Annotated in this window: 27 protein-coding genes; 21 read left to right on the top strand and 6 right to left on the bottom strand. The window is 44.2% G+C overall.

All coding sequences use genetic code 11. The features are described from left to right. Positions 1-74 precede the first annotated feature (74 nt). The 13 genes from AC6RV6_RS05420 to AC6RV6_RS05360 all read left to right on the top strand — a co-directional run bounded on the left by AC6RV6_RS05420 (position 75) and on the right by AC6RV6_RS05360 (position 9,470). The gene (locus AC6RV6_RS05420; RefSeq protein ID WP_500239567.1) at positions 75-1,793 is read left to right on the top strand and encodes a phage tail sheath family protein; all 1,719 of its coding nucleotides are present in this window, start codon (positions 75-77) and stop codon (positions 1,791-1,793) included. Positions 1,794-1,911: 118 nt separating this feature from the next. Beyond that, the gene (locus AC6RV6_RS05415; RefSeq protein ID WP_500239566.1) at positions 1,912-2,385 is read left to right on the top strand and encodes a phage tail protein; all 474 of its coding nucleotides are present in this window, start codon (positions 1,912-1,914) and stop codon (positions 2,383-2,385) included. Between the two features lie 107 nt (positions 2,386-2,492). Continuing rightward, positions 2,493-2,966, top strand: a complete 474-nt coding sequence (locus AC6RV6_RS05410; RefSeq protein ID WP_500239565.1) for a phage tail protein — start codon at positions 2,493-2,495, stop codon at positions 2,964-2,966. A gap of 66 nt (positions 2,967-3,032) precedes the next feature. Then, positions 3,033-3,518, top strand: coding sequence for a phage tail protein (locus tag AC6RV6_RS05405; RefSeq protein ID WP_500239563.1), 486 nt, complete (start codon positions 3,033-3,035; stop codon positions 3,516-3,518). Positions 3,519-3,577: 59 nt separating this feature from the next. After that, positions 3,578-4,186 (top strand): phage tail protein, encoded by a 609-nt coding sequence (locus tag AC6RV6_RS05400; RefSeq protein WP_500239561.1) that lies wholly within the window; start codon positions 3,578-3,580, stop codon positions 4,184-4,186. A 41-nt stretch (positions 4,187-4,227) separates the two neighbouring features. After that, a complete protein-coding gene (locus tag AC6RV6_RS05395; protein ID WP_500239559.1) occupies positions 4,228-4,818 on the top strand; it encodes a phage tail protein in 591 nt (196 codons plus the stop codon). Positions 4,819-4,877: 59 nt separating this feature from the next. Then, entirely contained in the window at positions 4,878-5,222 is a 345-nt protein-coding gene (locus AC6RV6_RS05390; RefSeq protein ID WP_500239557.1) for a hypothetical protein, read from the top strand. A gap of 74 nt (positions 5,223-5,296) precedes the next feature. Then, complete coding sequence (locus AC6RV6_RS05385; RefSeq protein ID WP_500239555.1) at positions 5,297-5,614, top strand: hypothetical protein; 318 nt, start codon at positions 5,297-5,299, stop codon at positions 5,612-5,614. An 8-nt stretch (positions 5,615-5,622) separates the two neighbouring features. After that, entirely contained in the window at positions 5,623-5,751 is a 129-nt protein-coding gene (locus AC6RV6_RS05380) for a DUF6760 family protein (protein WP_500239553.1), read from the top strand. A 107-nt stretch (positions 5,752-5,858) separates the two neighbouring features. Continuing rightward, positions 5,859-7,076: a sensor histidine kinase gene (locus AC6RV6_RS05375; RefSeq protein ID WP_500239551.1), complete on the top strand. Its 1,218-nt coding sequence runs from the start codon at positions 5,859-5,861 to the stop codon at positions 7,074-7,076. 39 nt (positions 7,077-7,115) lie between these two features. Beyond that, positions 7,116-7,808, top strand: a complete 693-nt coding sequence (locus AC6RV6_RS05370) for a response regulator (RefSeq protein ID WP_500239550.1) — start codon at positions 7,116-7,118, stop codon at positions 7,806-7,808. A gap of 113 nt (positions 7,809-7,921) precedes the next feature. Beyond that, positions 7,922-9,235 (top strand): Pvc16 family protein, encoded by a 1,314-nt coding sequence (locus tag AC6RV6_RS05365; RefSeq protein WP_500239548.1) that lies wholly within the window; start codon positions 7,922-7,924, stop codon positions 9,233-9,235. 16 nt (positions 9,236-9,251) lie between these two features. Continuing rightward, positions 9,252-9,470, top strand: coding sequence for a hypothetical protein (locus AC6RV6_RS05360; protein WP_500239546.1), 219 nt, complete (start codon positions 9,252-9,254; stop codon positions 9,468-9,470). 245 nt (positions 9,471-9,715) lie between these two features. On the opposite strand, the gene AC6RV6_RS05355 is transcribed toward AC6RV6_RS05360, so the two are convergent. Beyond that, positions 9,716-10,159 (bottom strand): hypothetical protein, encoded by a 444-nt coding sequence (locus AC6RV6_RS05355; protein ID WP_500239544.1) that lies wholly within the window; start codon positions 10,157-10,159, stop codon positions 9,716-9,718. Positions 10,160-10,351: 192 nt separating this feature from the next. On the opposite strand from AC6RV6_RS05355, the gene AC6RV6_RS05350 reads away from it, so the two are divergent. After that, a complete protein-coding gene (locus AC6RV6_RS05350) occupies positions 10,352-11,413 on the top strand; it encodes a YihY/virulence factor BrkB family protein (protein WP_500239542.1) in 1,062 nt (353 codons plus the stop codon). On the opposite strand, the gene AC6RV6_RS05345 is transcribed toward AC6RV6_RS05350, so the two are convergent. Both AC6RV6_RS05345 and pgl read right to left on the bottom strand, forming a co-directional pair. Further along, positions 11,394-12,056: a double zinc ribbon and FHA domain-containing protein gene (locus AC6RV6_RS05345; protein ID WP_500239541.1), complete on the bottom strand. Its 663-nt coding sequence runs from the start codon at positions 12,054-12,056 to the stop codon at positions 11,394-11,396. The two genes, AC6RV6_RS05350 and AC6RV6_RS05345, sit on opposite strands and share 20 nt — an antisense overlap. Positions 12,057-12,096: 40 nt before the next feature. Beyond that, entirely contained in the window at positions 12,097-12,825 is a 729-nt protein-coding gene (pgl, locus tag AC6RV6_RS05340; RefSeq protein ID WP_500239539.1) for a 6-phosphogluconolactonase, read from the bottom strand. A 309-nt stretch (positions 12,826-13,134) separates the two neighbouring features. Between pgl and AC6RV6_RS05335 the strand changes: the two genes are divergently transcribed. From AC6RV6_RS05335 to AC6RV6_RS05305, 7 genes are all read left to right on the top strand, one after another. Continuing rightward, a complete protein-coding gene (locus tag AC6RV6_RS05335) occupies positions 13,135-13,905 on the top strand; it encodes an HpsJ family protein (protein ID WP_500239538.1) in 771 nt (256 codons plus the stop codon). An 80-nt stretch (positions 13,906-13,985) separates the two neighbouring features. Beyond that, on the top strand, positions 13,986-14,756 hold the full coding sequence (hpsJ-B, locus tag AC6RV6_RS05330) for a hormogonium polysaccharide biosynthesis protein HpsJ (RefSeq protein ID WP_500239536.1): 771 nt from the start codon (positions 13,986-13,988) through the stop codon (positions 14,754-14,756). Positions 14,757-14,908: 152 nt separating this feature from the next. After that, positions 14,909-15,799, top strand: coding sequence for a glycosyltransferase family 2 protein (locus tag AC6RV6_RS05325; protein ID WP_500239534.1), 891 nt, complete (start codon positions 14,909-14,911; stop codon positions 15,797-15,799). Between the two features lie 127 nt (positions 15,800-15,926). Beyond that, a complete protein-coding gene (locus AC6RV6_RS05320; protein WP_500239532.1) occupies positions 15,927-16,301 on the top strand; it encodes a c-type cytochrome in 375 nt (124 codons plus the stop codon). A 43-nt stretch (positions 16,302-16,344) separates the two neighbouring features. Further along, entirely contained in the window at positions 16,345-17,142 is a 798-nt protein-coding gene (locus tag AC6RV6_RS05315) for an MlaE family lipid ABC transporter permease subunit (protein ID WP_500239529.1), read from the top strand. 118 nt (positions 17,143-17,260) lie between these two features. Further along, a complete protein-coding gene (locus AC6RV6_RS05310) occupies positions 17,261-17,626 on the top strand; it encodes a hypothetical protein (RefSeq protein ID WP_500239527.1) in 366 nt (121 codons plus the stop codon). A gap of 9 nt (positions 17,627-17,635) precedes the next feature. After that, positions 17,636-17,758, top strand: a complete 123-nt coding sequence (locus AC6RV6_RS05305; RefSeq protein WP_500239525.1) for a type II toxin-antitoxin system PemK/MazF family toxin — start codon at positions 17,636-17,638, stop codon at positions 17,756-17,758. Positions 17,759-17,777: 19 nt separating this feature from the next. Here AC6RV6_RS05305 and AC6RV6_RS05300 read toward each other — a convergent pair whose 3' ends face one another. From AC6RV6_RS05300 to AC6RV6_RS05290, 3 genes are all read right to left on the bottom strand, one after another. Beyond that, positions 17,778-21,041, bottom strand: coding sequence for a HEAT repeat domain-containing protein (locus AC6RV6_RS05300; RefSeq protein WP_500239523.1), 3,264 nt, complete (start codon positions 21,039-21,041; stop codon positions 17,778-17,780). A 135-nt stretch (positions 21,042-21,176) separates the two neighbouring features. Continuing rightward, positions 21,177-21,575, bottom strand: a complete 399-nt coding sequence (locus AC6RV6_RS05295) for a hypothetical protein (protein WP_500239520.1) — start codon at positions 21,573-21,575, stop codon at positions 21,177-21,179. 144 nt (positions 21,576-21,719) lie between these two features. Further along, complete coding sequence (locus AC6RV6_RS05290) at positions 21,720-22,547, bottom strand: methyltransferase domain-containing protein (protein ID WP_500239518.1); 828 nt, start codon at positions 22,545-22,547, stop codon at positions 21,720-21,722. Between the last annotated feature and the right edge of the window lie 9 nt (positions 22,548-22,556).

The following is a 22,556-nucleotide window of genomic DNA, read 5'->3' as shown; positions in this document are numbered from 1 at the left end:
AAGCTAGAGGTCAGATGGTCTAGACCTTATATTTACTAACTCAGAACCCAATATCCCAAGGAGGATAGCCGCTTATGGCATTAGATTACTTCGCTCCTGGGGTCTACGTTGAAGAAGTAGACCGAGGGAGTCGCCCAATTGAGGGCATTAGCTTGAGTATTGCCGGGTTTATCGGCTTCACCGAAGACGTGCGCGGCGATGCCGAACTGTTCAAACCCATCATGATTACCAACTTTGAACAGTACCTCGAATATTTCGGCAAACCCAATTCCGATGGCTTTACCGAATATACAAAAGACGACGAAACTTATTATCCCTACCTTCCCTTTGCCGTTCAAGGTTGGTTTGTTAACGGTGGCGGACGGTGTTGGGTGACAAGTATCGGCACCAAGCTCCCCGGTGCCGAACCCCCACCGGCAGAGGAAACCGCCACAAAGCTCCTCACCGCAGGCGGCAAACCGGCTTTAAGCGCCAACCTCAAACTCCCTGAAGGGGATGATGCACCCGCACTTCCCCCCGGCAATGCAGCTCGCATGATGATCGTCATTTCCGAAAGTACTCCCAAAGCGCCGGAAGACGACTCCGAACCCCCCATTGATGACGGACAATACTTTAATCTCAAAGTTGTTCTCGGCGAGCAGGTTCTCGAGGAATACGATAACCTCACCATGAACCCCGAAGCCGAAACCGCCGTCGCCGATTACGCTGTCACGGCTGTAGCAGAATCGGAATACTTAACCTTTGCCGATATTTCCGTAAGCGGACAAGCGCTATCCCGACGACCCGGCAACGGCCTCTACGAAATTGCACCACCGCCTTACATTTCTCCCGTGGATAACGCCACCCGAGATATCGCCGGCAGTCGCAACGATCGCAAAGGGATGCAAGGGTTATTTGAAGTCGATGAAGTAGCAATGGTTGCTTTCCCCGACTTAATGCTCCTGTATCAAACCGGAATCCTCGACCTCGACCAAGTTCACGGGGTCATGGAAATGATGGTCAGTATGTGCGAAAACTCCTTCCCCGGACCCGCCTATCGCATGGCCGTTCTCGATTCCCCACCCGTAAAACCCGGTAAGAGCAACGATCCCGTTCCCCCGGAAACCCAGAAACCTCAAGATGTTGACGCTTGGCTGACCTCCTTCAACCGCCGTTCCATGTTTGGCGCGTTGTACTACCCTTGGATTAAGGTGGCCAACCCTGCCAACGCCGGCCGACCCATTTTAGTTCCTCCTTGCGGTCACATGATGGGAGTTTGGTGTCGCACCGACCAAAGCCGAGGTATCTTTAAAGCCCCTGCTAACGAAACCCCGCGCGGCGTTTTAGGCTTGGCTTACGAAACCAATATGCGCGAGCAAGAACTGCTCAACCCCAAAGGTATTAACTGCATCCGTAACTTTGCCAGTTACAATCGCGGTTATCTGATTTGGGGCGCTCGTACTCTCGTCGATCCCACTAATATTCAATGGCGCTATATCTCGGTTCGTCGCTTAATGAGCTACATTGAGAAATCCATTGAAATCGGTACGCAATGGGTCGTCTTTGAACCCAACGATCAAGATTTGTGGGCGCGAGTTAAGCGTACTGTGAACAACTTCCTCGAAGGATTGTGGCGTGCGGGTGCATTACAAGGAGGTTCTCCCGCAGAATCCTTCTACGTCAAATGCGATGGCGACCTCAATACCAACGAAACGATGATGATGGGTCGTCTCTACGTCGAAGTTGGCGTATGTCCCGTCCGTCCGGCTGAATTTGTCATCTTCCGGATCAGCCAGTGGGCTCCTGGAGGCTAATTAATCGTCGATCGTTAACAGTTGAGAAGAGGTGAATTTTTCTCTTTATCTCCTCTTCTTCAACTTGTTACTTGTTAGTTATTACACCTACTTACCCATTACTTATTACCTAAAAACAATGACAGAAGTAATTCCAATTCCAACAAGTCGATTCTATGTTGAATTTGATGGTTTAACCGAAAAAATGGTGGCCAGTGTTGGCGAAATGTCCTTTGAAGGAAAAACTGCAGGTCACGAAAAACCCATCGCATCCACCAAAGATGGTAAAACGCTTTGGCAAAGTACTTCAACCGGTTTTGCCGATAACCCGGATTTCTCTGTTGAAGTGTACTTGGTTGAAGGCGATATGGACTGGTACAACTGGTTTAAATCGATAACACCCAAAAGCGAAGGCGGCGACGGGGTCGGTTTGGCAGGTCGCAAAGGTGGCAAACTCACAGCCTACAACAGCAGTGATGAAGTCGTTTTGGAATGGACAGTTACCAATGGCTGGCCAAAGAGTTATAGCTTGTCTGATTTGTCTGCCGATGGTAGCGAATTATGTAAAGAAACTTTTGAAATCGTCTGCGAAGATGTTGTCAGAACAACTTAAAATGCTGTGGAGTGCGATCGCAAACTCCCTATATGTATTAGACCAGCAGACAATCCAATGTTATCGATTAACTTTTTCTCTCATTTTCTAGAACGAGGAGCAAGACAATGGCATCCGGAGAAATTCTCGCATGTTCCAAGTTTTACGTCGAAATTGACGGACTCTCGGATTTAATTATTAAGAGCATTAGCGGCATTAGTGCAACGATCGAATTAGCCGGATCTGATGCGTCCTACGGTGTAACGAAAGGTGGTAAAAGTGCCGTCCAATCAACAGTCACTGGAGTTAGTAACTCAAACCTGACCATTACTTTTGTGGGGACTGCTGAAGACAAACGCGTATATGACTGGTACTACGCCTCTCACTCTACAGAGTATAGTGGGGGAGGTAGTGAAAGCGGTGGGGAACGCAAAACCGCCAGTATCGTTCTCTACAATCAAGGGGGAGACGAGGCCGCCAGATGGAACTGTACGGGAGTTTTCCCCGTAAGTTACAAAGGCTCTCAACTGTCAGCAGAAGATGCAGCACTTTATGAAGAAACGCTGGATTTTTGCTACGAAAACTTGGCTCGGGTAACTTAATTTGTAATGGGTTATTGGTTATTCATTAAACTTGAGGAATAACCAATAACCAATACGGAGAACAGGATGACAGAACTCAAACCCATTCCTACCAGCAGATTCTATATTGAATTTGACGGACTGACAGAAAAAATGGTCGCTAGTGTTGGGGAAATTACTTTTGAGGGGGAAATATCAGGACAAGATAAGCCTTTCTCGGCCTCAAAGTATACGATGAATTACTGGCAATCCACAGCCGGCCGCCAAAATAACCCCAATATCTCGATTGAGGTATACTTGGTTAAAGGAGATATGGATTGGTACACTTGGTATAAAAGGTGTATGCCAAGCAGCGAAGGCGGTTCGGGTTTTTGGGGATTGTATCGTAAGAGTGGAACGCTGACTGCTTATAACAGTTCTGATAAAGCCGTCTTGCAATGGAATATTAAGAATGCTTGGCCGCAAAGTTATTCTGTTTCCGATCTAGCTGCAGATGGGAATGAATTTATTAAGGAAACTTTTGATATTGTCTGTGAAGATATTGAAAGAGTTGACCCAGCCTCAATATTTTAAACTATTAATTTTAAACTATTATCGTTCTGGATTCGAGTTCAAGGTAGGAGTAAAGTTTTATGGTATTCAGAAAAACAAGAAGAACTTATACAAGTTCAACTCCAAGCTATCAAAAGTATGGTTCGAGTTATCAAAATTTAAGTTCTCAAAAATCGAGTATCCGAAGAACCTATACTCCCAATAAAGTTCAAGATTCTACCGGGGAAATTTTAGCCAATTCTCGATTTTATGTCGATATTGATGGTATCTATTCAGATTTAATTATTAAGAGTATAAGCGGTCTTGGTTCTTCTCTAGAAGCCACAGAAGACAGTAATGCTCATGGGGCGAGCAAATATGCTATGACTTTCATGCAAGCTACTGTTACGGGGGTAAATACGAACAATATAACAATAGCTTTTGTGGGAACAGCAGATGATAGTAGTCTCTATAATTGGTATAAGTGGTCTCATTCTTCTAAGTTTATTGGAGGGATGACTGTACTGGGCGGTACCAAAAAAAGTGCAAGTATTGTTGTTTACGATCAAGGCGGACGTGAAGGAGCGCGTTGGGATTTGAATGGGCTTTTTCCTGTTAGTTACAAATGCTCTCAATTTTCGGTGGATAGTACCGATCTCTATGAAGAAACGCTAGAATTGTCTTATGAAACAATGAAACGAGTTTTGTAAAACAGTTAATAACTAATTCGCGAATAACTAACTATAAAATTATGACATTAAGTAATACCCAAGAATCCTCTTTGCTCACAGGATTATATGCTTTACCAGAAGTTCTGACGAGTAATCGTTTTTACGTCGATCTCCTCGTGGATGCTTCGGGACTCGTGGATGCTTTTTTCACCGAATGTTCGGGATTTAAGCGCAGTTATGATGTTGTTGAAATTGCTGAAGTCACCGCACAAAAATGGGGAGCAGATGGAACGAGTTACGGTCGGGTCGTGAGAACAAAAATCCCCGGAAATACTAAGAGCGAAAATATTACACTCAAACGAGGTCTGACTTTAACGACAACGTTATGGGATTGGTTTAAGACAATAGAAGAGGGGCAATGGGGGGAGCAATACCGCGATGGCGATATTGTAATTTATAATCAATGGGGCACAGAAATGGCTCGTTATAGCTTTACGGGGGCTTGGCCGGTCAGTTACACGATTGGTTCTTTAAATGCCAATACCAATGATTTTGTGATTGAGGAACTTGAATTAGCGGTCGATGAATTTTATCGTACCGAGTTATCGAGTGAATATTCCGCAGAAGCGAGCGATCTGACCTATAAATCGGCTCAATTTTTTAGTTTATAGAGTTGGGTTAAAAATAGCGATCGCGTCCAATATTCAAGTTATTGTAACAAGGCTGATTAATGATACAAACCGAGTTTGAGTTTGCGCTTCCGAAAGGATATATTGATGGTGACGGTAATATTCATCGCACGGGGGTCATGCGCTTGGCGAGGGCGATCGACGAAATCGTTCCCATGCGCGATCCGAGGGTAAAAACCAACCCAGCTTATGCAACAGCAATTATTTTATCGCGCACTATCGTCCGTTTAGGGGCGTTAGATAACATTTCTCCTGCTATTATCGAGGGACTTTTTGTTGCAGATTTGAATTATTTACAAAAGTTTTATCGCAAAATCAACGAATTGGAAGAGGAGGAAGAAGAAGCCCCAGAGAAAGATGAAGAGCGATCGGAAAATGAAGAATAATTGATGTTATCTATTTTTTGACATCACTCATATTTAATAATCTGTAACTTTAGAATGACTCAGCGATCGCCGATATGATGCCAACACAATACAGTTTTACCCTGCCAAAAGGATTAATCGATAAAGAGGGCAACTTATATCGCAATGGACTCATGCGCCTTGCAACGGGGGCTGATGAAATTAGCATCCAGAAACATCCCCTTGTTTTGGAAAACTCTGCTTATCGAACTTTAGTTATTCTCTCGCGCACGATCGTTCAGTTAGAAGAATTATCGACGATTTCGATTGATATTCTGGAAGATTTATTTTTGATAGATGCCGATTATTTACAAATTTTCTACAATCAAATTAATGGCTGGGGAGGCGAAATGTTAGCAGTGGGGGAGTCATAGGCTATCCCTTGGATCGCTTGTACCAAGAGATAGCCTATATTGCGCTCAATTTTCACTGGCCGTTAGACGATATTCTTCAATTAGAACACGCTGAACGACAACGCTGGATAGAGCAAATCAATCAATTAACAGGTTGAAGAATTGTAAAAAATTCTAAAATTTCCCCGATTGGTTTCTTTTTTGTCTTTAATAGAGATAACTCTCGTTTTTTGAGTTATTTTCTAACCTACAGTTTAGTCTAGAGATGAGGCAAGTCATCTCCGATCGCTTGTTAAATCAACTCTCTCTAACCTCAGATTCTTCAGATTTAAGTTCGGTTTGTCAAAAACAAATCGAACAGATTGTGTATTGTTTGCCTTGTATCACGGCTTGGCTCATTTATCGAGAACAAGCAGGAGACGAACGTAAATCCTTACGCTTTTTTCAAAAGAAAAGCGAAGGTACAAATCGAGAACTTTTAAGTTATTTAGAAGAGGAAAAATGGCTCGATCGCGATTTTCCAGAATTGCAATGGACACAATGGCAATTACAAGATAATCCGACTCTTCAATTACTTGCGATCGAATCTTCAAATATAGCTTTATTTCGAGATTGTTTAAACAAAGAGACGTTTGTTTATATTTACTGTTTCGACGGACAAGAGAAGCCAGATGAATATTTTTTACTCTGGAGAGAACAGCCTTTATCAGGAGAAGAATATAAGTATTTACAACAACAAATTAACTTGCTGCAAAATTATATGACATTGATGCAAACCGTTACCCAACAGAGGGAAGAAATTGAATTTCTAGAACAACTTATCCAACGAGGAAAGCATCAATTACGAGAACCTTTAGCGTTAATTGGTTTGTATGCAGAAAATTTATGTTTGGGTTTATCGGCAGGACAATATAAAACACAAGCACAAGGTATTCGAGACAGTGCAAAAGAATTAAGCCGTAGTTTAAAGCGATTGCTCAATAGCGATCGCGAAATGCGAATCTATCCGGCACTCTACGATCTAAGAAAAATTTTACAGGAAGTTTTAACCTTATTATCTCCTCGATTAGAACAAAAAAACTTGCAGTTTATTTATCCCGAACAAGGTATTATTTTAGCAGTCGATCGCTGGCAAATCAAACAAGTATTTGAGGTTTTACTTTGCAATGCAATTAGTTTTAGTCCAGAAGAGGAGAAACTACAGATCGACTGGCAAATTTTAGCCAATGAAGTCTTAGTTGAAATTTGCGATCGCGGTGTGGGATTATCGCCAGAAGATATCAAGAGTGCTTTTTCACCCTTCTATTCTCGGCGTGTTGGAGGGACAGGGTTAGGATTGGCAATTGCTCAAGATATTATCGATCGCCATCAAGGTAAAATTTGGGGGGAAAACTGTCCGGAAGGAGGGGCGCGTTTTTGCTTTACCTTACCTCGTCAGGGATCCCAAAGTGCGATCGGGGTTTTGGGAGAATTTTGTCTTTAACTAAAGTTTTAACTTAAAATATAGACTACGATCGAAACAATGATAAATACAACTGAAACAATTTCTATTTTATTAGTGGATGACGAACAAAGATTTCGTCAAGGACTGCGAACTCTACTTGATTTTTATAGCGATCGCGGACAACTTCATTTTGAGATTATTGGAGAAGCTGCAACGTTGTCGGAAATGCTGAAAATTCTCGAACAACAGCACCCTACCCTCATTTTCTTGGATTTAGAACTCTCAGAAAACAAGGTAGAAAATAATGGTATCGATGCTTTAATTCGCCTGCAAGAATTATCATACAACGGGAAAGTCTTGGTTTTGTCTTCCCATCAAGATGAAAATTGGATTTTTCGCGCTATGCAGGGAGGTGCAAAGGGTTATGTTTTTAAAGACTGTCTGGCCGAGCAATTACACGATGCGATCGCGACGGTTATTGATGATAAAATCTATCTAGCTCCAGAAGTTGCTACGCGATTTTTTCGACAATTTCAAGTTTATGCCGGACATTCTCTTCCTATTGCCAAATCTTTAAAATTAACCGCACGAGAGCAGGAGGTTTTACAGTGGTTGGTACAAGGGGCATCTAATGATGCGATCGCCAAAAAACTCTATGTTACCGTGGCTACTGTCAAAGCACATTTATCCTCAATCTTTGCTAAACTCGAAGTTAAAAATCGTACCCAAGCGATCGTTAGAGCGATTCGACTTGGATTAGTGCAAGCGTAGATTCAGTTATCAGTTATCAGTTATCAGTTATCAGTTATCAGTTGAAGAACAAGGAACAGTTATTAATAAGAAATCCACTAACCACTAACCAATAACAACTAACAACTAAATTTATGAGCAACCATCTCGCGATCGCTACTGTTACCGCCACTCTGCAAAGACTACTACAATCTGCCATTCAAGGCGATGTAGAAGGGGCTAGGGTGACAACTGTACGACCGGATGCGATCGGGACTGCGACTCCAGAGACTGGTGTAAATCTTTATTTGTATCATCTTCCCATGAATTATATTTGGGGTAATAGTGTTGATGTCCAACGGCGCAACCGTAAAGGAGTTGCAGCCAACAAAGCAAGAACGGCTTTAGATATGCACTATATGATTAGTTTTTATGGCAATGATACTGAACTTGAACCTCAACGTTTACTCGGGAGTGTCGTTCGTACTTTAACTGATACTTCCAGCTTAACTCGAGATATGATTGCTGACACATTAACAGATTCAAACCTCGGCTATCTTTCTGAATCAACGCTTACCAATCAAATCGAAAACGTATCTTTTAAACCTCTCGATTTGACGATTGAAGATTTATCTAAAGTCTGGTCGGTCTTTTTCCAAACAGCCTACAATTTATCGATGGCTTATGAAGCAAGCGTAGTGATGATTGAAGGGGAAGAAGTCGGATCGAAACCTTTGCCAATGGGAGACAGATTTGGCGGTATTGGTACTTTTGCCAATCAACCGACGGTTATCGATGTCATTCATCAAGATGGTCGTTTTGTGCCGATTGAAGTCGATAGTGCGATCGTGATTCGCGGCAGAAATCTAAAGGAAGAAAATGTCTGGGTACGGATTGGAGAAATAGAAGCAAGAGCAGAAAATGTAGAGAAAAATCAAATTATATTCCCTTTATCATCTTTCCCTGAAGAACAATTAAAAGCAGGGATACAACAATTACAAGTGATTCATCGTTTCTCTTTTCGTTCTGAAGCCAGTCAAGATAGCAATGGTCAAGCTAATAATAGCCAAGATCCGATTGAAAAATTTCGTAATGTTGAATCGAATATTATTCCTTTGGTTGTGCGACCGACTCTTGTTGACTTTTCCATTGAAAATATTGTCGGAAGTGGTACGCAATTACGCAATGCAACTGTTATTCTTGAGAGTAATTTGCAGATTAAACCCACTCAAAAAGTTGTTTTGGCTCTCAATGAAAGTTCGCTAGACGATCCTCAAGCCTATCTATTTGAAGCGGATGATTTTGAAGGCGAGACTAACATTATTTCTTTTCCAATTAAGGGGGTGAAAGCTGGCAATTACTTAATTCGCTTGCAGGTTGATGGGGCTGAAAGTAAATTAGAGCGAGATAACAATCTCAATAGCCCGACTTCTGGTTTGTTTATCCATCCAATGTTATCTATTGAATAAATTTGAGGTAAATTTAATGAATGAAGAAGAAAAACTCAGACAAAAACTCGATAACGAACTCGATATCATGAGTTTCAATCGTTTAAATGAACTGGGGAATGAAGCGATTAAACAAGGCTTAATTGCCGGACACGGATTTCGGGGCGGTCAATACGAAATCTTACAAGATGGAGAAGCTAAAATGATGCCACCAGAGGAAGCACAGCAGTATTTAGAAAAACTCATTGGTGATTAGTTTTTATAAGCGATCGCTTTTCTTGTGATTGGCGATCGCGTTATCCACAAACTCCAAACACTCATCGGCGAAACATTTTATCATCAATTTGAACATACGATCGCCTATCCGAAAATTATTATTTAAACCCCAAAAAATTCACCCAATATTATCCTAAAAATCCCAGTTTAAAACAATTTATCGAAGAGATCCAAACTCGAAACATTACACTTTCAGAATAGATCCGAAAATAAGCAATGCGATCGCTATTTCTCATTTCGCATCCGAGTCAACTGATCGATCGTATCGCCAATCACCGCCGTTAAACTGCGACGAGTTTCAATATGATTGTCCTGTTCGGTTTTTAATGCCTCCAATGCCCGATCGCGCTCCTGAATGGCGGCAATTAATCTCTCCTGCAAAGCTTCCGGAGTCTTCAGCGCCGCAAGTTCTGCCCGCAGAGAAGCATCGATATCCGCTATCGACACCGATCGCGCCTCCTCAACAAACTCCTCCAGCCGCGCCTGTAGTTGCCGACTCTCCTCTCGCGCCGACTGCGCCTCCTCCCGTCGCTGTCGCGCCTCAATATTGTAGAGTTTGCGCCAATGCGCCGCACTTTCCATCGCCGCATTGCGATCGCTCTCTGCCTGCGCCAACTCTTGCTTTAACGTCCGAATTTCCGCCAGCCATTGCATGACTTCTTCGCTCATAACATCGCCCTCCAAACTAAAAAAATAGCGATCGCCGCGATCGTTCCCTACAAAAATCTACCCTAATTCATACCGTATTTCACTCGCAGGGGTAAGATACCCTCCACTACGCTAGATTAAGAATAGCCCGTTGCTTTCCCCATGCCCTTCCCGCATTTTTTTCGCTTCTTCACTCACCTGAATTGGTCCGTTGTGCGAACCATCATCGGTCGCATATTTCGCCAGCGTTTAGCCGGTCTTTCCGCAGAAATGGCCTATAACTCCCTGCTGGCATTATTTCCCGCAATTTTGGCACTCATTACCGCGATCGCCCTCTTTGAAGACTCCCTCGCCACCCTCTTTAAAGCGATCGTCGAACAATTCGGGTTTATCCCAGAAGAATCCCTTAATTCCACCGTGCGAGGATTGGCAGCTAACCTGAGAATTGTCGCCCCCGATTTAGTTTGGAAGCTCCTCTCCAACTTCGTCAAAGAAATTACTCGCACCCGCAGCACCAGTTTATTTTCCCTCAGTTTTGCCGCCGCCCTGTGGATCTCCTCCGCCGCGATCGGAGCCGCCATGAATGCCCTCGATCGCATCCACGAAATTCCCCGACGTAAGCGACGACCTTGGTGGAAAGCCAAATTTATTTCTCTCCTCCTCACCCTCGGCAGTATCGGCTTGCTTCTCATTGCTTCCTTCCTCGTCCTCATCGGTGATGCCCTCGTAAAATTTGCGGTTCGCAAAATTGAGGACTTACCCATCGAGAAATTAGAAATTGGCGGCTATTGGCTGCTCAAACTCTGGCAGCAACTTAACTGGCCTTTTGCCCTAAGTATCGTCATCGTCGCCTTTGCTTTGATTTATCGCTTGGGTCCGAGTCACTGGCGCAAAGGCACTCCAATTCTCCCAGGAGCTATACTCGCCGCCTTTTCTTGGGCGGGAATTTCTTGGCTATTTCGCACCTACGTCGATAATTTTGGCGCGTATAACAAAGTATACGGCGCAGTAGGAGCCGTTATCGTGCTGATGCTCTGGCTGTATTTAACCTCCCTCGTCCTCCTCATTGGCGGCGTGATTAACGTCACTGTGGGAGAAGCCATGAAAGCCAAAGCCGCCAAACAAAGGGAACGGGAAGTCGCAGAAGCGAAATTGCGCGATCGCCAGAAAATAGCCGCAAAGAAGCCGAACGATCGCATCTTGGAAGAAAGAATGCCAGACGAAACACCCAATTCTAGTACAATCTCACCCTCTCCTAAGCAAGCTGAAAAATAAATGTCACCTTGTCTTCTTTGCCCAAAGCAATGCGATCGCCCGCTCTGAGGCGATGACGATTGCCTGGAGGTAAAGGATTATGGTTGATATACGTACCGTTAGAACTGCCCATATCCTCAATGAAAAACACATCCGCCTCGACGCGAATATCTGCATGAACCCGAGAGACGATCGCCGAGTCGGGAAACCCAGAAACGTCAATATCGGGCGGAATGGGTCCCCCGGGTTTGCCCAGATGAATGACCGGTAGATTTTGAGGTAATTCCAAGGAAGTATCCGTTTGTAGGTGCAGCAGGCTCGCCGTTTTGACTTGGAGTTGCGTGGAGGCATTCCCCATGGGGACGGGAGTTGGCGGCAGAGGTGTAGAACTTTCTTCTTCCACCACCGTTGCTGCCGTAGAACTGGATGGAGGCATGCTGACATCGGGTTTACTCAGTTCGATGCCGTTATTTTCCCCGGCTTCAGCCACCGTCATGCTCGTTTCTTGTAGGTTATAGCCGCATTGTCCGCAAAAACTGGCATCGGCTTGAACCGTCGCCCCGCAGTTCGGGCAATCGGTCATCATGGGGAGAGGCGTATAACAGGCTTCGCATTGGGTTGCGCCGTCGGGGTTTTGGTGATTGCAATTTGGGCAAACGATCATATCAGTTATCAGTTATCAGTTATCAGTTATCAGTCATTGTTTATTTTGCTTCAAGGGTTTTGGCGGCCATTTCATCCACGAACCACCAAAGTTCCCCCTCGGGTTGGATGAAGCGAGAAGGATAATCCTTGGGATCGGCAGAATCTCCCAAAACGTTGACAAGGGCGTTTTGCTTGTTGGCTCCTGCTGCTAAAAAGATAACGCAACGCCCGCGATTGATCAGAGGAATGGTAAAGGTTAGCCGGGGTTGACCGGATTTATTGCCGACAGCAATGAGGCGATCGCTAACTTGTAGAACTTCAGTTTGCGGAAATAAGGAAGCCGTATGCCCATCATCTCCCATGCCCAGCAAAATAATATCAAAACGGGGAAATTCTCCCGCTTTTACCCCAAAAAAATCTTGCAATTCGCGATCGTGGCGATCGGCATCGGCGGCAGGATCGGCCGCTTCTGTGGGCATGGGATGAATATTATCGGGGGGAAAATCCACGCGCTCCAACCATGCCTGCCGTGCCATATTACAGTTACTGTCGGGATGATCGTGAGGGACGTAGCGTTCGTCTCCCCAAAAAACGTGGATTTTCTCCCAAGGCAGAGATTGAACGGCGATCGCTTCGTAAAGCGGTTTGGGGGTACTGCCCCCAGCAAGGGCGATCGCGCATTGTCCTCGCTCTTGCAGGGCGGTTTTAATTTTCTCCAGCACGAGAACGGTAGCCCGCTCCACAACAGCACTTTTATCGGCTAAAACTTCGATCGATTGATTACTCATGAAATCCTCTAAATTTATCGCGTTATCTTCCAGTTAAAGGGGCAAATCCTGCTTTTGCTGGAAAAGTTTATTGAATTTTTAGCGATCGCTTCCCCTCCTTTCGTAACTTAACGTTACATTTTCTCCACAAGTCGGGAATGGCGGTCAATCTTGGCAAAAAGAGATTTGATTTGAAGCAATTGTGAGTTAGGATGGAAAATCTAGAGCTAGAGTGATTTCAGTCCGATATTGTTTGACGGGCATTTTTGCGATCGGAAACGCAGCCAATTCGGTTGGCATTCACAGAAAAATCGAATTCAGCTTAAAACCATGAATAAGCCTGCTTTTTCTGCCTATGTTTCCTTCGCCTTAAAAGTTGTTGGGATTATTATTATCGTTTCCTCGATTCTTGATTACATCATTCTTGCCGTTCCCTTTCAACCTCTCGATCCTGACTGGCAAATTACATTTACCAATCAAATTGTCGATCGCGGGATCGTCCCGATGATCGGAATTACCTTTCTCATTTCCGGATATTGGCTACAAGAATATTGGACGGGAAAAAGTCAGCGCGTTTCCCTCGAAGATTTGCGCTTGTGGACGTTGATTTTGTCAAGTGTGATGGGATTAATCTTCTTTTTGCTCGTCCCCTTGCACCTTAGCAATCTCAGTCTCGTTCGCGGCCGAGCGATCGCGCAAATAGAACAACGTTTTGTTAGTGAAGAACAACGAATTCAAAATCAAACTGACCAAATTCGTCAAGTTATCGAATCCCCTGAGGAGCTTGCGGATATTAATCCAAGCGGTCAAATTACCGGGCTGCACCTAGAAAGGTTAGAGCAAATACGCAACCAGATCGAACAGTTGAGAAAAAATCCCCAACTCCTCGACGAGCAGTATAACCAAGCCATAACCCAACTCCGCGATCGCCGTCAAGAAGCCGAAAACCAAGCCAAAACCAATGTTTTGAAATCTGGCTTCCGCATTGGAGTCAATAGCTTGCTCCTCGCCATTGGTTACATTATCATTGGCTGGACTGGCTTGCGAGGTCTCGCAGGGGGCGGCTCTCTTCCCCTATCCCGACGAGTTCGGGCAAGATGAAGAAAGAGATTGACAAGAGCAACTTTCAGCCTTCATCCTGCATCCTGCCACTTTCTATCGATTGAATCAGATCAAAAACAATGAACAATTCAGCCTTTTCTGCTTATTCTTCTCTAGCCCTTAAAGTTGTCGGGGTAATACTGATCGTTTCGTCATTGCTTGACTACATTGTACTGGCGATTCCCTTTCAAATTACCGACAAAGACTGGCAACTCAACTTAGCCAGCAGTATTGTCGATCGCGGCATTATTCCGATGGTGGGCATTGCCTTACTCATCGTGGGATATTGGATCGGCGAATCATTAGGAAATGGCGATCGCGGCGTTTCTGTCACGGATTTAAGATTCTGGTCTTTTCTTTTTGCTTGCGTTCTCGGACTCATGTTCTTGTTATTTATTCCCTTACATTTAGGGAATCTCCGTTATAAAATGAGACAGGCAACCGAACAGATCGAACAGGGTTTAACCCAAGCCGAACAGCAAATTCAAACCCAATTCGACCAAATCAATCAACTCCTGACCGATGATGCTCGCATTGCCCAGCTCGATCAAGCGATTGCTAGCGGCCAAGTGACAGGGCCTCGTCTCGAACAATTACAAACCATCCGAGGCCAGATCGACGCATTGAAAGACAATCCCGCCGCCCTCGAAGAACAATTAGATGCCGCTAACACTCAACTCCAAGAACGCCGCCAAGAAGCAGAACAGCGAGCTAAAACCAATGCCTTTAAGTCGGGAATTCGCACCGGAGTTAGCAGTTTATTACTCGCCATTGGCTATAGTGTCATTGGTGCAATGGGCTTCCGAGGATTAGCAGGAGGTGGAGGCGCTCCCAGTCGCCGCCGCGTCTAGTTGAAAAAAAATTCTTTAAATTGAGATTCGGCAGTCTAATATCAAAGTATTAGCGAGCGGAATTTCCCTTCATCCCACTCTTATTGCCGGGTGGGATGAACAATAAACGACAAACCGCCAACAACTAATAACTAATAATCAACAACTCATTAATGTTTTCTACTTATATCCTGACTTACAACGAAGAAATAGAAATTGCAGCTTGTATCGAGTCGATTATTCCTTTGTGCGATGATATTATTATTGTAGATTCTTACAGTAGCGATCGCACCGCAGAGATTGCTAGCAATTATAACGTTCGCATCGTTCAGCATACCTTTGAAAGCCACGGCAAGCAACGCACTTGGATGCTACAAGAAGTTCCCGTTGAATATGACTGGGTTTACATCCTTGAAGCCGACGAACGCATGACCCCAGAACTACACGCGGAATGTTGTCAGGTCATTCAAAATGAAGATGAATATATCGGTTACTACGTAGCCGAACGGGTTATTTTCATGAATCGCTGGATTCGTCACTGTACCCAGTATCCTCGCTATCAATTGCGGCTCTTCCGAAAAGAAAAAGTCTGGTTTGATGATTACGGCCACACCGAACGCGAAGTGTGCGACGGCACGACCAGTTTTTTACAAGAAACCTATCCTCACTATACCAGTGGCAAAGGATTCAGTCGTTGGCTGGAAAAACACAATCGTTATTCCACCGATGAAGCCCAAGAAACCCTACGCCAACTCGAAGAAGGCGATGTTCGTTGGCAAGACTTATTTTGGGGGCGATCGGAAGTGGAAAAACGCCGCGCCCTCAAAGATCTTTCCCTACGCCTTCCCTTCCGACCTTTATTAAGATTTGTGTATATGTATTTCCTTTTGGGCGGAATTTGGGATGGGCGTTCGGGTTGGGTTTGGTGCGTTCTGCAATCTTTCTACGAATATTTTATTCTGCTGAAAGTTTGGGAACTCCGCACAATGGCAACGGCTCAAAGCCGACAAGAAAATGCGGAAAAGCGATCGCTCGCAACAGAAGAAAACCAGAAATTAACATAAATTAAGATAAATCTTAAGATATTTTCATTTATTGCAATATTTTGGCACAATAATTAAGAGTCCCGTCGGAACGGTTGGGCTTGATTCTTCTATCCCGATATTTTTCCGCAAGCAATATTATAAATCCGTGACTAACTCAGAAGCCCAACTTCAAATCCCGGCTCGACAAATCGCGCTCTTCGTGTTGGGATTTGTCTTATTAATGGCGATCGGGATCATGGGATTCTCCTATTACTATGGCTTCGATCCCTACATTCAAAACGTTCTCGCATTAGACAAAGATATCGAACGAGGTCAGGAAATCTTTGCGATTAATTGTGCTGGTTGTCATGGAGTCTATGCCACAGGATATGTCGGCCCCAGTCTCGAACATTTAAGCGATCGCAAATCCGATATGCAAGTGATTCGACAAGTGATTGACGGAACGACCCCCCCGATGCCCAAATTTCAGCCCAGACCTCAAGATATGGCCGATTTATTAGCATATTTAAAAAGATTGTAATTGTAATGGGTTATTTTTTACTGGTTAATTATTATTTTTTCTTATGGTGAGTCAAGTTACTTCAGATACAGGATTTCGGCGTTGGCTGCAACGTCTGATTGCCGCCATATTTTTGGGCGGTCAAGTCATCCTGCATTTACTCAAAGCGAAAATCAATCGTCGCAATACCCTCGAACAGTGTAGTTCCGTCGGGCCGGGATCCCTGACGATCGCACTGACAACGGCCGGTTTTGTCGGCATGGTGTTTACCATTCAAGTCGCGCGGGAATTTATTTATTTTGGGGCGGGAAGTGCCGTTGGGGGCGTTTTGGCGCTAGCTTTAGCACGAGAATTGGCCCCCGCACTCACCGCCGTCGTTTTAGCAGGACGAGTGGGTTCGGCATTTGCCGCCGAAATCGGAACAATGAGAGTCACAGAACAAATCGACGCACTCTACATTCTTAAAACCGATCCCATTGACTATCTGGTGGTGCCGCGAATTATTGCCTGTTGTCTCATGCTTCCCGTATTAACGCTATTATCCTTGCTGGTGGGATTAACGGGAGGATTATTGGTTGCCACGAATCTTTACGGCATTTCTCAATCTATTTTTCTCGAATCGATTCAAAGTTTTTTAGGGGTTTGGGATCTTGTGAGTGCCATCCTCAAAGCGGTTGTGTTTGGAGGCATGGTAGCAACAATTGGCTGTAGTTGGGGATTGACAACTACTGGAGGCGCAAAAGGCGTGGGACAATCAACGACGACAGCAGTTGTCACGTCGCTTTTAGCCATTTTTATTATTAACTTTTTCCTCTCTTGGCTCATGTTCCAAGGCACGGGAAATGCAGTCGTTAGTAGTTAAGAAGCGATCCGCCTAAGATTGTTTAGATATATCGAAGGGCGATCGCGTTGCTGGCTTTTCTGATTTGAGAGGTGCGATTTTTCGCGATAAAATAGTGAGATGAATTCAATGGCTATTTATGTCACATTCTGAATTATTAGAACAACTCCAGCAGTTAACCCGTGCGGAGAAGTTGCAAATGATGCAATTTTTGATTGCCGAGTTAGCGAAGGAAGAGGCGATCGCATCCTTCGATTCAGATACAATCCATCGCGTTTGGTCGCCTTACGATTATAGTGATGCAGTTCAAAAGTTAATGAGTTTATTAGAACGAGAAAACGATACAGAAGGTCGTAATGAGCGCCAAAATATCAAAGAAAATGAAAAACTCAGTTTAAAAGATGCGGCAGAAATGATGCGTTTTTATTACGCAGAAGGGAGCAATTTTACTGAGTTTGTTGATGGCTGTCCTGAAGATTTTTATGAGTATCAAGACTATGCGTAGAGGTGAAATTTGGCTCTATTGTGCCGATCTGTTTCTCAACAAAGATTAATCAAGAAAGTGGGAACGTTAAGCGATCGCGTCATGGAAGAAATCAGCGAGGCTTTAGCTATTGTTTTGAATATTAACAGTTAAGGCGATCGTGAGTTTATTGTCAATCGCTAAGATTTTGTTGCAACCAGTTAATGATAGATCGCACGAGATGGGGATCTTGAGGTGAAAAGGTTTGCAAGGTTGAGTGAGAGGGGTCTGAAATGAGTGCGATCGCGCCTCCAAAACGAGCAAGAGCATCGAGAAAAGTTTCGCTAAAACCTTGAGAGGTTGCAGTTTCGGGATTTTCGTAGAAGAGGAGAGCTATAGTATGGTCGCTTTCTGCGATTAAATCTTCCCAATAGTCTTGTAAGTCTGCGATAGTTTTGGGTTTTTCGTTACTTTTTGGGCAACCTTGTTGGGTCATTTGGCGATAGATTTGACGGGTGGGATTATTGCGATCGGCGAATTTGCTGCCGTCGATAGTGAGGAGTTTGAAGGTTTGAAAGAGGTCAATTTCAGTGAGTTGTGTTTGCAGAAGTTGGGGAAGTTGGGGAAGGTTAATATATTCAATTACACCATGCCATGCTTGGTAAAAATCAGGATATGAAAGGTCTTGGGCAATGTTCCAGAGGATTGTGTAATAGTGTTTATAGAGTTCATGGTTGTTTTCATAGACTTCAATATTAAAGTGGGGTTGAAGAGCAGAAACGACATCTTTTAGTTGTTCATCAAGGGTAATGATTTTCTCTAAAATATAATTCACAAGCCAATTATCTTGATTTTTGGGGTTGGTGACAAAATCGATAAACTCAGCACTTGCTTTTCTATTTCCGGGGTTGATTTTCTCTAAACTAACAGCCGCACGCAAGCGAATATATTTATTCTTGGAGGTGGTGAGAATATCTACTAACGCAGCAACTACCTCGTTATTTCCTTCTCCTATTTGCCCTAAACTCCAAGCCACCTCCTCATGATATTGTTCTTTTTCAGAGGCATTGAGAAAATTGATTAATGCAGAGATTGCCTGTTCATTTCCTCGTCCGATTTTTCCTAAACTCCAAACCACGTTCTTGCAAGTATATTCACTTTCAGAGGTGATAAGAAGCTCAACTAACGCAGCGATTGTTTTTTCATTTCCTCGTCCGATTTCTCCTAAACTCTTAGCTGCATTTTCACTCTCAGCACTATTGAGAAGCTCGACTAACACAGCGATTGCCTGTTTATTTCCAAGGTCAATTTTGCCTAAAGTTTCAGCGATCTGTATACGAATCCATTTATCCTCAGAGGAATTGAGAAAATTGATTAATGCAGAGATCGCCTGTTTATTGCCTTGTCCAATTTCACCTAAAGTCTTAGCGATCTGTATAAGAATCCATTTATCTTTAGAGTTGGTAAGAAGTTCAACTAACGCGACAATCGCTTGTTCATTTCCTTGTCCAATTTCTTCTAAACTTCCAAGTGCCTGCAAACAGATATTTTGATTCTTCGAGGTCACGAAAAGACGAACTAATGTCATAATTGCTTTTTTATTTGTTGGATCAATTTTCCCTAAACTTTCGGCTGCTTGTAAACGAGTTTCTTCATCTCTACAAGTGGCAAGAATATTAACCAACACGGCGATTATTAGACCAATTTTCCCGATTTCTTCTAAGCTATTAGCTATTTGCTTATAGGCATCATTAACAATTGGAGATTCAAGAGCATCATAAAAACTACTTGTAAAGAGATCGACTAATTCCACAATTGCCTGTTCATTTTTGGGATCGACTTTTGCTAAACTATAGGCAGTTTTCCAATCAACCCATTCGTACTTAAAAAAAATATTGGTCAATACGGAAATCGCCTGTTCATTTCCTTGTCCGATTTCTCCTAAAATCTTGACTGCTTGTCTACAAGTATCTTCATTCTTAGCAGTTTTTAGAATGAAACATAATTCCTGAATTGCACGTTCTGGTTCGGTTTGGAAAATAGTGTCTCTTGCAGCATTTCCAATAGGACTGACAAAATCGTACCATTCTTTTCTTTCTTCAAAAAAATAGTCACATCCCCATTTGACAAGTTTTTGCACAATCGCATCCCCAAGAGAACAACGTTTAAATTCACTAATCCCTACAGTAGCGAGAAAATAGGCACGAAAGTAATAAAAACCACGACATCCATCATCAAAATTCATCAACGCTTTAATAAACCCCTCCTTCTGCTCATCCGCAATATCTACACGCCCCAACCACAATAAAATCACCTGTTTCCACTGGGATGTAAAAATCCGATATTCTTTCCCTACCACCGGAAAATTACGATGATCGCGAGGTAAAAAATAATCCCAATCTGCCACCGCCAACGCTGCAAAATACTCCTGAAACGTGGCATGATAAAACACGCAAATCGCCTCGGGAGACCGTTGCACCCGATTCAACCACCCCAACTGCATCACCACCGGAAAGCGACTCCCCAAAACCTCTCGCACCCAACTTTCCCGCAAGCGAAACCGCGAAAACTCATCTTTTTGTTCCATCACCGCCAACGCCAACCGCCCTAACGCCTTATCAATATCCTCTCGTCGATCTAAAATCTCCTCATCCGCCTTCCAACGATACACCCAATCCACAAACTGCCCGTATAATCCTGCCTGTGTTTCCGGCAAACTGCCCCCCGATCGCCAAATTTGACACAACATCCACAACCGCAAAGGATTCTGAATTAACGCGGTCAAACGGGCATTTTCCGACTCTGCCAATGCCGTCTCCAAACTCTCCCCCATCCTTGCATCTCCCATTCCCACAAACCAACGGCAAATATAATCCTTCACCTGTTCCGAGTTAAACTCCAAATTGCGAAAGACATCAAACCCCGAAAAAGCATTGCGATCGCCCTCCCAAACATTCACCCGACAAGTCACTACCACCCGCGCATCTCGCACCCATCCCCCCAACAATGCCGAAACATGGCGCATTTCCAGCCGCGAGGTCATTTCATCCAACCCATCCAACAACAGCCAAATCCGGTTTTTGTGTTGAGCGATCGCATCAATGGCGAGATTTTGTCCCGTTTGTTTGAGCCAGCAATCCTCGATATAGTGAGTGATGGTGGGTTGTTGCAAATCTGCCAAAGAAATCCAGATCGGCAACCCCAAATTTTCCGCTAAAATCCAATCCGCGATCTTCTGCAACCGCGTGGTTTTCCCCGATCCCGGTTCGCCAATAATCGCGATTCTGCGCCCTTGACTGATTTCGCTTTTCCCTTGTCGCAACACCTCTTCAAAAAACTGTTCTTCGGCAATAGGAATGAGTTTTTCTTCCTCCTTTTCTTCTTCGGGTTGCCCCATTAACCGAGATTTGGATTTTTTGCGCTCTAAAATTGCCAAAGGGACATAAACCTCATCCAACTGCGGTGCAATCCCCGAAGCATTAGTAAAAGGATTAGTGGTTAGCTGCTTTTGTTGGGCAAGATTCGCTTTACAGATTTCTCGCCATTGTTCGATCGGAAAAAAATTGACCCGATTACCTGCGGGCGACTCCAGTCAAAAGTTACCGCCGATAATTGTATTGCCTTGAAAAACATTTTTAATGTTTTCCGCCAGCTTTTGAGCATTGTAAACCGTCGGTTGCTGAGAGATAAAATGAGAAAGTTTGGGATTCGGATCGGTTTGTGCGACTGCAATCAACTCTTGCAGAAGTTGAGCGAATTGAGGATCGCGATCTGCAAACTCCTTCACGATTTCCACCGTTTTCCCATAATCTAAATCTTGTGGAGCAACTTCGATCGCGTTCACCGTTTCTGGCGATTTCTGCCGCAATGAAGCCAGAAATTGACCCGTTTTATCGATAACCGTCTCTCCCAGTTGTTCGCCAGTTTTTTCTAATGCCTTCGTCGTAATAACTGTAAATGTGGCTAAAGCTGCTGCGAGTATTAGCTCCATGAGATAAGTTCTCCTTTGTCTCGATACTCCAATTTCTAGTATAGAGATTCTAAAATACTGCAACAGCCAAAATCTTCAACAAAGCCACACGATCGAGCAACTAACCCAGAATCTTAGGTCAATTCAAAATTATTCAAAAAATGCTCAATCGGTTTTCATCGGTTTACAGCCCACAACTGTAAAGCCAGTGACGGCACTAAAGAACGTCCCATCGCGATCGCTTTCCTGTAAATCCCCCAGCCAAGCCGCGATCGGCTCGCTTAACTCCGGCAAATGCGCCTTAGCTCGGGTCGCCGCATCCTCCAAACCATACAGGCGATTAGCCGTCGCAAAATCCGTTAGGATCAGGGTAGATGCGTCGGCTACGGCAACTCCTGCGAGTCCGGCTTGGCGAAAAAGACGATAGAGTTCCCGTCCGATCGCCCGATGGCGGATGGCTTGTGTGAAATGCAGAGTGAGAATTTGGTGTGTCAGAGTGAGATCGCGATGATCGATCGTCAACGTTTCCCAATCTGGCTCCCGCACTACAATACGTCCCCCCGGACGAGTCACGCGGATCATTTCTGCCAGAGCTTGTTGCGGCTGCTCCAAGTGCATAAATAGGCGATCGCTGCGGCAACCATCGAAGTGATTATCGCTAAACGCCAAATGATGTGCATCACCAATTTGAAAAGTGAGAGGAAGGTCTCTGGATGTAACCCGAGTGTGGGCTTCTTCGATGAGAGTCGCACTATAGTCTACACCAACTACGCGCCCGCCACTTCCGACTCGTTCCGCCAGAGCCAAAGCATCCTCTCCCGTGCCACAGCCAACATCCAACAGCACAGCATTAGATTTTGCACCGACGAGATCGTAGGTTTTTCGTTTGTACCTCTGCATTTCGGCTTGCGCCGTAGCGGTGTCCAAGTAATCAATAAAAGATTGGGATTTTGCCGTGTCGATCTGACTCCAGTTCAAGGATGTTGTAGTCATTTTTGATTG

The organism is Spirulina sp. LEGE 11439 (genome assembly GCF_059821285.1).
This window is presented reverse-complemented; position numbering and strand designations above follow the sequence as displayed.